Raw genomic sequence first — 13156 nt, 5'->3', positions numbered from 1 at the left:
ACTGATTTATTTCTTATCATCGCCAACGCTTTGCCAGCGACGTTTGATTCGGCGAACTTTGCGTGCCACACGCCAGGCGTGCTTCAGGCAATAGCCATAGAAGAAAAATGCCAACAAAAACAACAACAGCATCACCCACTCCGGGATGAAGGCCAAATACTCACCGAGGACACCAATACCCGCCAGAATCGCCGCCGCCACGGTAATCAACAGGAACGCCTGTCGTGACGTAAAACCCGCACGCATGATCAGATGATGGATATGCTGGCGATCGGCAGAAAATGGGCTCATCCCTTTGCGCAGACGGCGATACATGATGGCAACCATATCCATCAGGGGAATGGCAATCAGCCACAACGCGGTGACCGGGGTTATCGGATGACTTAATCCCTGGGTGGTTTCCAGCAGGATCCAGATGATGGTGAAACCAATCATGGTACTGCCTGCATCACCCATAAACACTTTATAACGCCGTCCGAGGAAACCAAGGTTAAGCAGGATATAGGGGATGGTGGCGGCAATCATGGCAAAGCACCACATTGACAGGCTGGTTTGCCCGTCAAAGTAAAGAATGATCCCCATCGCACCGAAGGTGACTGACGACAGCCCGCCCAGCAGGCCATCAATCCCATCCACCATATTGAAGGCGTTAATTGCCGCCCAAACGGCAAACAGCGTCAGTACATAGCCAAACGGCCCGACAATCAGTTCGACCGGACCGATAATAAAACCGAGGCTAAGCAGATAGAGTTTGGCTCCGGCCATCATCACTACCGCGACCGTAGCCTGCACCGTAGCACGGATTTTCACGCTGATATCGAAGCGATCGTCCAGCGCGCCAACCAACACCAACACCCCGGCGCAGCCGAGGTACAACAAAGAATGTGGGAGATAGTAATTCGAAATGAGAAACGCGAAGCAGATCCCCGCATAGACGGAAATCCCGCCGACGAGCGGAATCGCTCCATGATGGCGTTTTCTGGAGTTTGGCGTGTCAACCAGTCCGATTTTTTTAGCCACTTTGCGAGCAAAAAACAGGAACGCTAAGGAAAACAGAAAAACTAAACCAAGCTCAGTACTCATAGTGAGTAAATTCACATTAACGCTCTCAGCTAAAATCGTGGACAACAATAGGCGAACTTTTTGCCTTTGCCGTTCATCCTTAGTCCTAATTCTGCTCCAGAGGTGCGCGTTTGGTTAAAAAACCAGCACTTCCGCCACAGTCATTATCAATACTCCCGGCTCGCATAATCCTAATGCCCGAAAATAAAAAACGCCACGTTAAGACGTGGCGTTGGCGATAAATCCTGGCAATTTGTGCGAAAAGTCTGTCTGAGAGACTTTTCGCCACTGACACGTCAGGAACGCTTCATCATATCGAAGAATTCGTCGTTGGTTTTGGTCATTGCCAGTTTGTTGATGAGGAACTCCATCGCGTCGATTTCACCCATCGGATGGATGATTTTGCGCAGGATCCACATCTTCTGCAACTCTTCAGAGGTGGTAAGCAGTTCCTCTTTACGGGTACCGGAACGGTTGTAGTCGATCGCCGGGAACACACGTTTTTCCGCAATTTTACGGGAAAGGTGCAATTCCATGTTGCCGGTACCTTTAAATTCTTCGTAAATCACTTCGTCCATCTTCGAACCGGTATCAACCAACGCAGTAGCGATGATGGTCAGGCTGCCGCCCTCTTCCACGTTACGCGCCGCACCGAAGAAACGCTTCGGACGATGCAGGGCGTTGGCGTCCACACCACCGGTCAGTACTTTACCTGAGGCCGGAACCACGGTGTTGTAGGCGCGAGCCAGACGGGTGATGGAGTCGAGCAGAATGATGACGTCTTTTTTATGCTCAACCAGGCGCTTGGCTTTCTCGATCACCATTTCCGCAACCTGCACATGGCGGGAAGCCGGTTCGTCGAAGGTTGATGCGATAACTTCGCCTTTAACCAGACGCTGCATCTCGGTCACTTCTTCCGGACGTTCGTCAATCAGCAGCACCATCAGCACACAATCCGGGTGATTGTAGGCGATGCTCTGGGCGATGTTCTGCAACAGCATGGTTTTACCGGCTTTCGGCGGTGCCACGATCAAGCCACGCTGACCACGACCAATCGGTGAAGCCAGATCCAGAACACGCGCTGTCAGGTCTTCAGTAGAACCATTACCACGCTCCATACGCAAACGGCTGTTAGCGTGCAGCGGCGTAAGGTTTTCGAACAGAATCTTACTACGCGCGTTTTCCGGCTTATCGTAGTTAACTTCATTCACCTTCAACAGGGCAAAGTAACGCTCACCTTCTTTCGGCGGGCGAATTTTACCGGAGATGGTGTCACCTGTGCGGAGGTTGAAGCGGCGAATTTGGCTGGGAGAAACGTAGATGTCGTCGGGACCGGCGAGGTAGGAGCTGTCTGCGGAACGGAGGAAACCAAATCCATCCTGCAATATCTCCAGCACACCATCACCGAAGATGTCTTCGCCACTCTTCGCGTGCTGCTTCAGAATGGCGAAAATAATATCCTGCTTGCGCATACGCGCCAGGTTTTCCAGCCCCATATTTTCGCCGAGAGTAATCAGCTCAGAAACCGGCGTATTCTTTAATTCGGTAAGATTCATAGTGATGGGTTCTTAAACTCGGGGTAATTCTCGAAATGTTTGTCGTGAATGGTATGGCGAATATTCCATGCCTGTTTAATGGCTCTTTTTCGACTCTGCTCGACGGATATCGTCAGGGATGGCGATAGAAAGCGAGGAGACGGTCGATAATGTTGCCAGGGGTACTAGCCGTCAGATTGCCAAACCACGAAAACGTTCAATGCGAATAGGGTCTGACAAGGGAAATCTTTTAGATGCAAACTACAAGGTAAGTGCGTAATGCAGTATTGACAACTTATCACGCTAAAAGGGAGACGTCCAGCAGTGGAGAAAAAATTCGCCACTGCGGACGAAACACCGCGCCGGGCTTAGCCCAGGTTAGCGTTCAGGAACTCTTTAAGCTGGCCTTTTGACAGCGCGCCAACTTTCGTTGCCGCCACCTCGCCGTTTTTGAACAGCAGCAGGGTTGGGATACCACGAATGCCGTACTTCGGCGCGGTGCCCGGGTTGTCGTCAATGTTCAGCTTGGCGATGGTGAGCTTACCGTCGTACTCTTCTGCGACTTCATCAAGAATCGGTGCGATCATTTTGCAAGGACCACACCATTCAGCCCAGAAATCTACCAGTGTCACACCGTCTGCTTTCAGCACATCGGTGTCGAAACTGTCATCGGTCAGGTGAACGATTTTATCGCTGCTCATGTTTTACTCCAAAGATTATGCCTGGCGAATTGGCGTAATATTTACCAACGTAGGTTGACTTTATTTCATCGGATACGCTTTCGTAAAGCGATAGTAAGCTGATATTCTACCACACTATGAGCAAAACACACTTAACAGAACAGAAGTTTTCCGACTTCGCCCTGCACCCAAAGGTAGTGGAAGCCCTTGAAAAGAAAGGCTTTCATAACTGCACGCCGATTCAGGCGCTCGCGTTGCCTCTTACGCTTTCAGGGCGTGACGTCGCGGGTCAGGCGCAAACCGGTACCGGCAAAACGATGGCGTTCCTGACGTCAACGTTTCATCATCTTCTTACGCATCCTGAGGCTGAAGGCCGTCAGGTGAATCAGCCGCGCGCCTTGATCATGGCACCTACGCGCGAGCTGGCGGTACAGATCCATGCCGATGCAGAACCGCTGGCACAGGCCACCGGCCTGAAGCTGGGTCTGGCCTATGGCGGCGACGGTTACGATAAACAGCTGAAAGTGCTGGAACAAGGCGTGGATATTCTGGTGGGTACCACCGGTCGCCTGATCGATTACGCTAAACAGAACCATATCAACCTGGGTGCGATTCAGGTGGTGGTGCTGGACGAAGCTGACCGCATGTTCGATCTCGGCTTTATCAAAGACATCCGCTGGGTGTTCCGCCGTGTTCCTCCTGCGACGCAACGTCTGAGCATGTTGTTCTCCGCCACCCTTTCCTGGCGTGTGCGTGAACTGGCGTTCGAACATATGAACAACGCCGAATATGTGGAAGTGGAACCGGAGCAAAAAACCGGCCATCGCATCAAAGAAGAACTCTTCTATCCTTCAAACGAAGAGAAGATGCGTCTGCTGCAAACCCTGCTGGAAGAAGAGTGGCCAGACCGTGCCATCGTCTTCGCTAACACCAAGCACCGTTGTGAAGACATCTGGGGCCATCTCGCCGCCGATGGTCATCGCGTTGGCTTGTTGACCGGTGACGTGGCGCAGAAAAAACGTCTGCGTATTCTCGACGATTTCACCAAAGGTGATGTTGATATTCTGGTAGCAACCGATGTCGCTGCTCGTGGTCTGCACATCCCTGCGGTGACCCATGTATTTAACTACGACCTGCCCGACGATCGTGAAGATTACGTGCACCGTATTGGCCGTACCGGCCGCGCGGGTGCCAGCGGTCACTCCATCAGCCTCGCCTGTGAAGAGTACGCGCTGAATCTGCCAGCCATTGAAGAGTATATCGGCCACGGTATCCCGGTGAGCAAATACAATAGCGAAGCGCTGTTGAACGACCTGCCACCACCGAAACGTTTGACCCGTAACCGCTCAGGCAATGGCCCGCGTCGTGGTGGCAATAACACCAACCGTCGCAGTGGCGCACCGCGTAACAACAACCGTAAACGTTCGGGTTAAGCACACCATGCTAAGCGCATCGTCCCTTTATGCTGCGATTGATCTGGGTTCCAACAGTTTTCATATGTTGGTGGTGCGCGAAGTCTCTGGCAGCATTCAGACGGTCGCGCGCATAAAACGCAAGGTGCGCCTGGCTGCGGGTCTCGACAAAGAGAGCCAGCTCTCGGCAGAAGCAATGCAACGTGGCTGGCAGTGCCTGAAACTTTTCTCCGAACAACTCCAGGACATTCCTCCTGAACAGATTCGCGTGGTTGCGACGGCCACGCTGCGCCTTGCTGCCAACGCGCAGGACTTCCTCACTACCGCAGAAAAGATCCTTGGCTGCCCGGTTAACGTCATCAGTGGCGAAGAGGAAGCACGCCTGATTTATCAGGGTGTGGCGCATACCACCGGTGGCTCCGATCAGCGTCTGGTCGTCGATATCGGTGGCGGCAGTACCGAGCTGGTGACCGGTGAGGGTTCTCATGCGACAACGCTGTTTAGTCTGTCGATGGGCTGCGTCACCTGGCTGGAGCGTTACTTCAGCGATCGTCATCTGGCAAAGGAGAACTTTGCTCAGGCCGAACAGGCAGCGCGTGAGATGATCCGCCCGGTAGCGACGGCACTGCGCGAAAAAGGCTGGCAGATTTGTGTGGGTGCCTCAGGCACCGTGCAGGCGCTACAGGAAATTATGGTGGCGCAGGGGATGGATGAACGCATTACCCTGAGCAAACTGCAACAGTTGAAACAGCGTGCCATTCAATGTGGCAAGCTCGAGGAACTGGAGATTGAAGGGCTGACCCTGGAGCGCGCGCTGGTGTTCCCCAGCGGCTTGTCTATCCTGATCGCCATCTTTCAGGAACTGAATATCGAAAGTATGACGCTGGCCGGTGGCGCACTGCGCGAAGGGCTGGTGTATGGCATGCTGCATCAACCCATTGATCGCGATATTCGCAGCCGTACTCTGCAAAACGTCCAGCGCCGTTTTACCATTGATGTGGATCAGGCCGAACGCGTGCGCCAGTTGGCTGAAAGCTTTTTCCGTCAGGTAAGCGCCGCATGGAAGCTGGATCATCGATGTCGCGATCTGCTGCTGAGCGCCTGTTCGATTCACGAAATTGGCCTGAGTGTTGATTTCCGCCAGGCTTCCCAGCACGCTGCTTACCTGATTCGCCATCTCGATCTTCCCGGCTTTACCCCCGCCCAGAAAAAATTGCTGGCCTGCCTGTTACAGAACCAGAGCGGCAGCATCGATCTGGCGCTACTGACACAGCAGAATGCGGTGCCACCGCGTCTGGCTGAGCGTCTGTGCCGTTTATTGCGTCTGGCGATTATCTTCTCCAGCCGTCGTCGCGATGACACCTTACCAGCGGTACGTTTGCAGGCGGATGATGATGCGCTGCATCTGACGTTGCCTCCGGGCTGGTTGCAGGCGCATCCGTTAAGGGCGGAGCTGCTGGAGCAGGAAAGCCATTTCCAGTCTTATGTGCACTGGTTATTAACCCTGTCCTGATGTACCCCGTAGCGGCGCGATTTATCGCGCTCTTTTAAAACCTGCGCGATAAATCGCGCCGCTACGCGCCTTTTTTTGCATTCTCCAGCATCGCACGTAAACCGGCGACGCGAGTCTGCCTCGTTTTCATTTGCTCCTCAGCGCTCACCACTTTCTTCTCGCGCTCCCATTCCATATCATCCTGCGGCAGTTCCAGTAAAAAGCGGCTCGGCTCCGGTCGCACCAACTCGCCATACTGACGGCGCTCCCGACATAACGTAAAGGTTAGCTCCTTCTGCGCACGGGTAATCCCGACGTACGCCAGACGGCGCTCCTCCTCGATGTTGTTTTCATCAATGCTGCTCTGGTGCGGCAGAAGCCCCTCTTCCATTCCCACCAGATAAACATACGGAAACTCCAACCCTTTTGAAGCATGCAACGTCATCAACTGAACCTGATCGACATCTTCGTCGCTCTCACCACGCTCCATCATATCGCGCAGCGTGAAACGGGTGACCACCTGCGCCAGCGTCATCGGCTCATCCAGCTCACTGCCTTCCAGCATTTCCGTCATCCACTGGAACAACATATTGACGTTTTTCATGCGCATTTCAGCGGCTTTCGGGCTGGGGGAGGTTTCGAACAGCCAGCTTTCGTAATCAATACCGCGAATCAGATCGCGTACCGCATTGATTGGCTCACGCTCAGCCAGTTGAATGATCTCATTCAGCCAGGCGGTAAAACGTTGCAGATGCTCCAGTCCACGCCCGGTCAGGGTCTGTCCCAACCCCATATCGAAACTGGCGTTGAACAAACTCTTGTTGCGCAGCGTGGCCCATTCACCCAATTTTTGCAGCGTGGCAGGGCCAATCTCACGCCGCGGCGTATTCACAATACGCAGAAACGCGCTGTCATCTTCCGGGTTAGTGAGCACCCGCAGGTAGGCCAGCAAATCTTTAATCTCCGGGCGGGAGAAAAATGAAGTCCCCCCCGAGATACGATATGGAATACGGTTCTGCATCAGCAGCTTCTCAAACACGCGCGACTGATGGTTGCCGCGATAGAGAATGGCGTAGTCCTTGTACTGCGTCTTGTTGATAAAGTGATGCGCAATCAATTCGCCGGCCACGCGTTCCGCCTCGTGGTCCTCATTGTTTGCCATCAGCACCTTCAGCTCGCTACCGATCCCCAGCTCAGAAAACAGTCGCTTTTCAAATACATGCGGATTGTTGGCAATCAGGATGTTGGCAGCCTTCAGGATGCGCTGAGACGACCGATAGTTCTGTTCCAGCTTGACCACTTCCAGTGCCGGAAAATCCTCTTTCAGCAGCACCAGGTTTTGTGGCCGTGCGCCGCGCCAGGAATAAATCGACTGGTCATCATCGCCCACTACGGTAAAACGTGCCCGTGCGCCGACCAGCAGTTTCACCAGCTCGTACTGGCTGGTATTGGTGTCCTGATATTCATCCACCAACAGGTAGCGGATGCGCTGCTGCCAGCGTTCCCGGACTTCCTGATTGCGTTTCAGCAGCAGCGTCGGCAACAGAATCAAATCGTCAAAATCCAGCACATTGCAGGCTTTCAGGTGTTGATCGTACAACTGGTAGCAATGGGCAAAAATCTGGTCACGCTGAGATTTCGCCATCCCTGCCGCACCCTGGGGATCAACCAAATCGTTCTTCCAGTTGGAAATGGTCGAAATCAGCTGCTGCAACTGGGTCTTATCTTCTTCCAGCCACTGTTTGGTCAAATCCTTCAGCAACGCCAGCTGATCCTGATCGTCAAACAGGGAAAAGCTCGATTTCATCCCCAACGCGGCATATTCGCGTTTGATAATTTCCAGCCCCAGGGTATGGAAGGTCGAGATCATCAGACCGCGCGCCTCTTTACGCCCCAGCGTCTGCGCTACACGCTCTTTCATCTCGCGCGAAGCTTTATTGGTGAAGGTCACGGCGGCGATATGACGCGCCTGATAGCCGCAGTCGCGGATCAGATGCGCAATTTTATTGGTGATCACACGGGTTTTACCCGAGCCAGCACCGGCCAGCACCAGACAGGGACCGGTGACAAATTCGACAGCACGTTGTTGGCCGGGGTTTAAACGCATAACGGAAATTCACTCAGTTAACATATTGCACATCTCCTTCTCCCGCTGGCGGGAGAAGGTCGGGATGAGGGCATCACACAGCACCTTAACAGCGCGATAAATCGCGCCGCTACCATTCGGTGCAGGCTATAATGCGCGACGATTATACACAACAGGACCGAATCATGGCGAAAACCGCGGCAGCTTTACACATCCTGGTGAAGGATGAAGCAAAAGCAAAAGCGTTACTGGCCCAGCTGGAAAAAGGTGCGAACTTCCAACAGCTGGCAAAGAAACACTCCACCTGCCCCTCCGGACGTAACGGCGGCGATTTAGGTGAGTTCCGAAAAGGTCAGATGGTCCCGGCCTTTGATAAAGCGGTCTTCAGCTGCCCATTGCTGCAACCCTATGGACCGGTGAAAACCGCCTTTGGCTACCACATCATTAAGGTGCTGTGGCGTAACTGATCATTTCTTCTGCTTCATCTGCTGCAACACGTTGCTGCATTGATTGCTGTCGGTATCGCTGGGTGAAACCAACGCCAGCAACGCGGCGGCCGGTGCCACCACCGCGCCTAATGCCAACGCTGCGGCACCGCGAGCAATCAACGGCCCAGCTTTCACCCCGGCATCCGGTTTTTTGAAGGTGCCGCGCACATACAACGGCGAGCGCAGCGTAATGATGCGGATACCTTTACTCTCGGGATCGATGGTCAAATCGAGGCGCTCATTAGCAAAGTTGGCGCTGCCTGACACATTAATCACCGCGTTCTCGGTATCGAAGACAAACAGTTTGGGCGTCGCCAGCCCATTGCGAATGTTGAGATCGGTGGCCGCACAGTTGATACGCACCTCGTCATCGCCAAACAGTTTACCCACCACATAGTTACCGACATTCAGTCCGGCAATCTCCATCAGGCTGCGACTGATCAACCCATCGTTCATCAACAGCTTCAACTCACCATCACTGGTGCCCAGCAAATCAGCCACCGAATTACCGGTGCCGCTTAACGTGGCGTCACCGTTCAACTGACCAAGGCTTTTCTGCATCGCTTGCACATTGGGAAATAACTGCCGCAGCTGAAGTTTACGCACATGCACATCCGCCCGGCCACGCATGGGGCTGCGGTTCCCTTCCAGATGGATGGTGGAGTTAAGCGCACCACCCGCCATACCAAAGCGCAGCGGATCAAGGCGCAAATCACCGTTATTAAGCTGCAAATGGGTATAAAGATCGCTTAACGGCAGCGAATTGCTATGTTCGATGCGCTTACCGCTCAACTTCACATCAGCATCCATCACGTCCCAATTTTTGGTATCGAACTTGTCGTGCGGTAAAACACGATCGGCAGGCTGCGTCGAGGCTTCGCCACGCTGTGCTTTCGCCTGCTGCGTTTTCTCACTGCCCTTACCAGAATTGACCCCAATCAACGGCCCCAAATCGGCCATACGCAGTTGGTTCGACGAGAGATCGCCGGTCAGGCTCGGGCGGGGTTTGCCCTGACGGTACACCAGCGAACCATGAATATCGCTGTCACCGATATGACCATTGAATTTTTCGTAGCGGAACACTGGGCCTTTGTCGTCGTTAAAACGCGCAATCAGGTGACCATCGGTTTCATAGGGCGGCGTATCGGGTAACAGCACGCCAGCCAAACCGTACAGATTCGCCAGCGTATCGCCGGAGAAACGCAGCCGTACATCCAACCCACCCAGATTCAGGGGGTCCTGCAATGTCCCTTCGACGCGTACCCGCGTGGTGCCATTGCGTACATCAACCTGTAACGGGAACGGCGTGGTTTGGCTGCGCAGTGACAACATGCCGCCAATTTTGCCCTCGCCCTCTAAGCGCTGATTGTTATAGGTGCCGCTCGCCTGCCAGCCAAAGACAAAGTCACCGGCACCCTGCTGTTTATCATCACCTCCCGCCACCTGCGCATAGGGCACCGGCTTGCCGAGGGGATTGAGGGTGACGCTGACATCCGCTTTGTTAATGGCGTCGCGATAGCGTACCTGCCCTTGATCGAACAGGATATTATCGAGACGGAACGTCCAGGCCGAAGGGGCCGCATTGGCCTCGCCGTTGTTATTGCTGGCAAGGTTGAAGGTCCAGTTGTTTTGTTTATCCGCAGTCTGCACCAGGCGTGCATCGGGTTGCTGGAGTTTGATCCACGGCAGATAAACCTGTTTATGCAGCAACGCCAGCGGCGCTAACGTCGCCTCGACGCGCTGTAAATGCACCATGGTGACATCAGGGATAGCGGGCGGATTACCCAGCATAATATCGTCGGCATGCACCTGCGGCCAGGGCACCCAGCTACGCCAGCCGGGTTCTTCACGATTGCGTACCCAGGCTACACCGAGATCGCCGCGAATGGCGAAAGGTCGATTCAATTCTGCCGAGACTTTCTGGTTGATGGTTGGTTTCAGGCGATTCCAGTCAAAGGTCGCAATCACGACCACCATCACCACAACCAGCAACAAAAAAATCCCGATGACCCAACTCAGGACTTTTCCTGTTCGTGACATGCTGCTTCCTCCTTGTCCTTCCACGTCTCATTTAAAGATAGTCGAGACGTTGAGGAACGTTATCAGGGAAGCGCCAGCGCCATGTTTTCCAGTTCGCTAAACGGAACCGGGCGGGAGAAGAAATAACCTTGTGCGGCCATTGCGGGCGAGCTACGCACCTGCTGCCACTCTTCCTCGGTTTCCACGCCTTCGACAATCACCCCGTTGCAATAACGGTTGATTAAGGCCAACAGCATAGAAAACAGGCTGCGACCTTCGTCGGTAGAACGCAGCAGCATAAATAGCTCGCGTGACAACTTAATGTAGTCATAACGCAGCTCGGTCAGGGCGGAGAAATTCGCCATACCGGAACCAAAATCATCCAGCCACAGCGGGCCAAGCTCCGGCATCTGCGCAATCATCTCTTCCTGCGGCAACACATGATGTTCTGTCAGTTCAAAGCGTACCCACGGCAGTTGGGTTATCAGGCTGCGGATTTGCGGATGTTGTTGGATTGCCAGCAGCGTAGGGCCATCGATATTGACCGAAGCCACCAGTTGGCGCTGATTAAAAAGAGCCGACCACTGCATCAGCAGCTCCAACTGTTCCTGCACCACATCGAGACGCTGAGAAATCTCCAGCGCATCAAAATAGATTTCCGGCGAAAGCCTTTTTTCTGGTGCGGATGGATGTGTCACCGCAGTCAGTAATTCAATAGCCAGTAAGTGGCCCGAGACCTGGTAGATCGGCTGGAAAGTATAGAATCGTTGGCACTGCTGCCAGAAGAGACGCGTTTCCTGTTGTTGCTCCAGTTCAATTGAAGAAGGCAGTCGATGACTAAAATTCTTCATCACCATGGTTTTTTCCTGGTAGGTGGTGAGTGCCTGCAAATAGCATCATCATCCTGAGCAGCCACACGAGCTCTTGAGTGTAACAGTGCGTCTCACGCTTAATCGGTAAAACAAGCAACAATTTCGCGGCTAAATTACCCTTAAACCCCCTGTTTCACACCTTAAGTGGAATTAAAACGCCGTTTTGAAAAACATTGACGGCTGCCATACCAGACGCGAGACTAGGGGAAGAATTCACTACAGGCCGAAGACCATGACGCAGAAGAAAATCGCCATCCTTGGCGAATGCATGATTGAGCTGTCCGAAAAAGGTGAGAACATCAAACGCGGCTTTGGCGGCGATACGCTGAATACCGCGGTATATCTGGCGCGTCAGTCTGACATTGAGCAGCTGCGCGTTGATTACGTAACCGCCCTCGGCACCGACAGCTTCAGTGACCAGATGATTGCCGCCTGGCAGCAGGAGCAGGTTCAAACGGGATTGATCCAGCGACTCGACAACAAAATGCCGGGTCTGTACTTCATCGAAACCGACGAGCACGGCGAGCGGACCTTCTGGTACTGGCGTAGCGATGCCGCTGCGCGCTACTGGCTCGACAGCCCGCAATCTGAGGCCATTTGCCAACAACTGGCCCATTACGATTATCTCTATCTCAGCGGCATCAGCCTGGCGATTTTGCCTGCCGCCAGCCGCGAGAAGCTGATGAACCTGCTCAGCGCGTGCCGCCAGAACGGCGGCAAAGTGATTTTTGATAATAACTATCGCCCGCGCTTGTGGGCCGATAAAGCCAGTGCGCAGCAGGCGTATGCTGCGATGTTGCAGCATACCGATATCGCCTTTCTGACGCTGGATGATGAACATCTGTTATGGGGTGAACAGCCACTGGAAGCGGTGATTGCCCGCACCCGCAACGCAGGCGTGCAGGAGATTGTTATCAAACGTGGCGCTGAATCCTGTTTGGTGGCCGTTGGTGATGCGCCGCTTTACGACGTGCCCGCCATCAAACTGGCAAAAGAGAAAGTGATCGACACCACTGCCGCTGGCGATTCCTTTAGCGCAGGCTATCTGGCGCTGCGTTTACAGGGTGCGGCACCGGATGCCGCCGCCGCCCGCGGTCATCTCACCGCCAGCACCGTGATTCAACATCGCGGCGCGATCATCCCTCTGGACGCAATGCCACAGTAATGCCTCTACGCCCTGCACGTCAGGGCGTCTCAAACATCACGCTGGCTAACAAACAATTGCCAGAAATTTACCTTAAATCAGCACTTCCTCCCGGCAGTTTCCCCTGACGCCTGCTGAGATCCATTTTCCTGCCAATCCATGCCTGACTACTTTAGCCAGGCTTAAGATATAATTTTAAATTCAATACGTTATGGCAACAAAAAGGTGCGCCAGGCATAGTCCGATTCTGTCTGAATTACGGCTTTTCGGCTGGACGATCGCCATAAAAAAGACCATGTTTTAATCAATAACAGCAGGATGCTGTTGATCCGGCCGCGACCACAAAAACGACAACATGATTCGCTC

Annotated in this window: 10 protein-coding genes; 4 read left to right on the top strand and 6 right to left on the bottom strand. The window is 53.7% G+C overall.

The features are described from left to right. Positions 1 to 6 precede the first annotated feature (6 nt). The 3 genes from wecA to trxA all read right to left on the bottom strand — a co-directional run bounded on the left by wecA (position 7) and on the right by trxA (position 3298). On the bottom strand, positions 7 to 1083 hold the full coding sequence (gene wecA, locus AC6I8T_RS00820; protein ID WP_208724531.1) for a UDP-N-acetylglucosamine--undecaprenyl-phosphate N-acetylglucosaminephosphotransferase: 1077 nt from the start codon (positions 1081 to 1083) through the stop codon (positions 7 to 9). A gap of 275 nt (positions 1084 to 1358) precedes the next feature. Then, positions 1359 to 2618 (bottom strand): transcription termination factor Rho, encoded by a 1260-nt coding sequence (gene rho, locus AC6I8T_RS00815; RefSeq protein ID WP_021183776.1) that lies wholly within the window; start codon positions 2616 to 2618, stop codon positions 1359 to 1361. Positions 2619 to 2965: 347 nt separating this feature from the next. Then, positions 2966 to 3298 (bottom strand): thioredoxin TrxA, encoded by a 333-nt coding sequence (gene trxA / locus AC6I8T_RS00810; protein ID WP_021183775.1) that lies wholly within the window; start codon positions 3296 to 3298, stop codon positions 2966 to 2968. Between the two features lie 116 nt (positions 3299 to 3414). Here trxA and rhlB point away from each other — a divergent pair, with 116 nt between their 5' ends. After that, a complete protein-coding gene (rhlB, locus tag AC6I8T_RS00805) occupies positions 3415 to 4710 on the top strand; it encodes an ATP-dependent RNA helicase RhlB (RefSeq protein ID WP_021183774.1) in 1296 nt (431 codons plus the stop codon). Positions 4711 to 4717: 7 nt separating this feature from the next. Continuing rightward, entirely contained in the window at positions 4718 to 6202 is a 1485-nt protein-coding gene (gene ppx, locus AC6I8T_RS00800) for an exopolyphosphatase (protein ID WP_497829852.1), read from the top strand. Positions 6203 to 6263: 61 nt separating this feature from the next. Here the strand turns inward: ppx and rep are convergent, their stop codons facing one another. Next, a complete protein-coding gene (gene rep / locus AC6I8T_RS00795) occupies positions 6264 to 8288 on the bottom strand; it encodes a DNA helicase Rep (RefSeq protein ID WP_208724529.1) in 2025 nt (674 codons plus the stop codon). Positions 8289 to 8452: 164 nt separating this feature from the next. On the opposite strand from rep, the gene ppiC reads away from it, so the two are divergent. Beyond that, positions 8453 to 8734 (top strand): peptidylprolyl isomerase PpiC, encoded by a 282-nt coding sequence (gene ppiC / locus AC6I8T_RS00790; protein ID WP_013507331.1) that lies wholly within the window; start codon positions 8453 to 8455, stop codon positions 8732 to 8734. On the opposite strand, the gene AC6I8T_RS00785 is transcribed toward ppiC, so the two are convergent. Beyond that, complete coding sequence (locus AC6I8T_RS00785) at positions 8735 to 10795, bottom strand: AsmA family protein (RefSeq protein ID WP_208724528.1); 2061 nt, start codon at positions 10793 to 10795, stop codon at positions 8735 to 8737. 62 nt (positions 10796 to 10857) lie between these two features. After that, positions 10858 to 11631 carry a cyclic-guanylate-specific phosphodiesterase gene (gene pdeH, locus AC6I8T_RS00780; RefSeq protein ID WP_036625915.1) on the bottom strand — a complete coding sequence of 258 codons (774 nt, stop codon included), beginning with the start codon at positions 11629 to 11631 and terminating at the stop codon, positions 10858 to 10860. A gap of 247 nt (positions 11632 to 11878) precedes the next feature. On the opposite strand from pdeH, the gene kdgK reads away from it, so the two are divergent. Beyond that, positions 11879 to 12811, top strand: coding sequence for a 2-dehydro-3-deoxygluconokinase (gene kdgK, locus AC6I8T_RS00775; RefSeq protein ID WP_497833426.1), 933 nt, complete (start codon positions 11879 to 11881; stop codon positions 12809 to 12811). The last annotated feature ends 345 nt before the right edge of the window (positions 12812 to 13156 follow it).

Source organism: Pantoea sp. X-Soil-OKNW-556, assembly GCF_059730695.1.
Note: the sequence above shows the minus strand (reverse complement) of the source record. Positions and strands in the feature narration are given on the sequence as shown.

Bases quoted from the DNA above. Each gene is read 5' to 3' on its own strand.
- pdeH (WP_036625915.1), bottom strand. From the start codon at position 11,631: ATGGTGATGAAGAATTTTAGTCATCGACTGCCTTCTTCAATTGAACTG.
- ppiC (WP_013507331.1), top strand. From the start codon at position 8,453: ATGGCGAAAACCGCGGCAGCTTTACACATCCTGGTGAAGGATGAAGCA.
- trxA (WP_021183775.1), bottom strand. From the start codon at position 3,298: ATGAGCAGCGATAAAATCGTTCACCTGACCGATGACAGTTTCGACACC.
- rep (WP_208724529.1), bottom strand. From the start codon at position 8,288: ATGCGTTTAAACCCCGGCCAACAACGTGCTGTCGAATTTGTCACCGGT.
- rhlB (WP_021183774.1), top strand. From the start codon at position 3,415: ATGAGCAAAACACACTTAACAGAACAGAAGTTTTCCGACTTCGCCCTG.
- rho (WP_021183776.1), bottom strand. From the start codon at position 2,618: ATGAATCTTACCGAATTAAAGAATACGCCGGTTTCTGAGCTGATTACT.
- ppx (WP_497829852.1), top strand. From the start codon at position 4,718: ATGCTAAGCGCATCGTCCCTTTATGCTGCGATTGATCTGGGTTCCAAC.
- wecA (WP_208724531.1), bottom strand. From the start codon at position 1,083: ATGAGTACTGAGCTTGGTTTAGTTTTTCTGTTTTCCTTAGCGTTCCTG.
- AC6I8T_RS00785 (WP_208724528.1), bottom strand. From the start codon at position 10,795: ATGTCACGAACAGGAAAAGTCCTGAGTTGGGTCATCGGGATTTTTTTG.
- kdgK (WP_497833426.1), top strand. From the start codon at position 11,879: ATGACGCAGAAGAAAATCGCCATCCTTGGCGAATGCATGATTGAGCTG.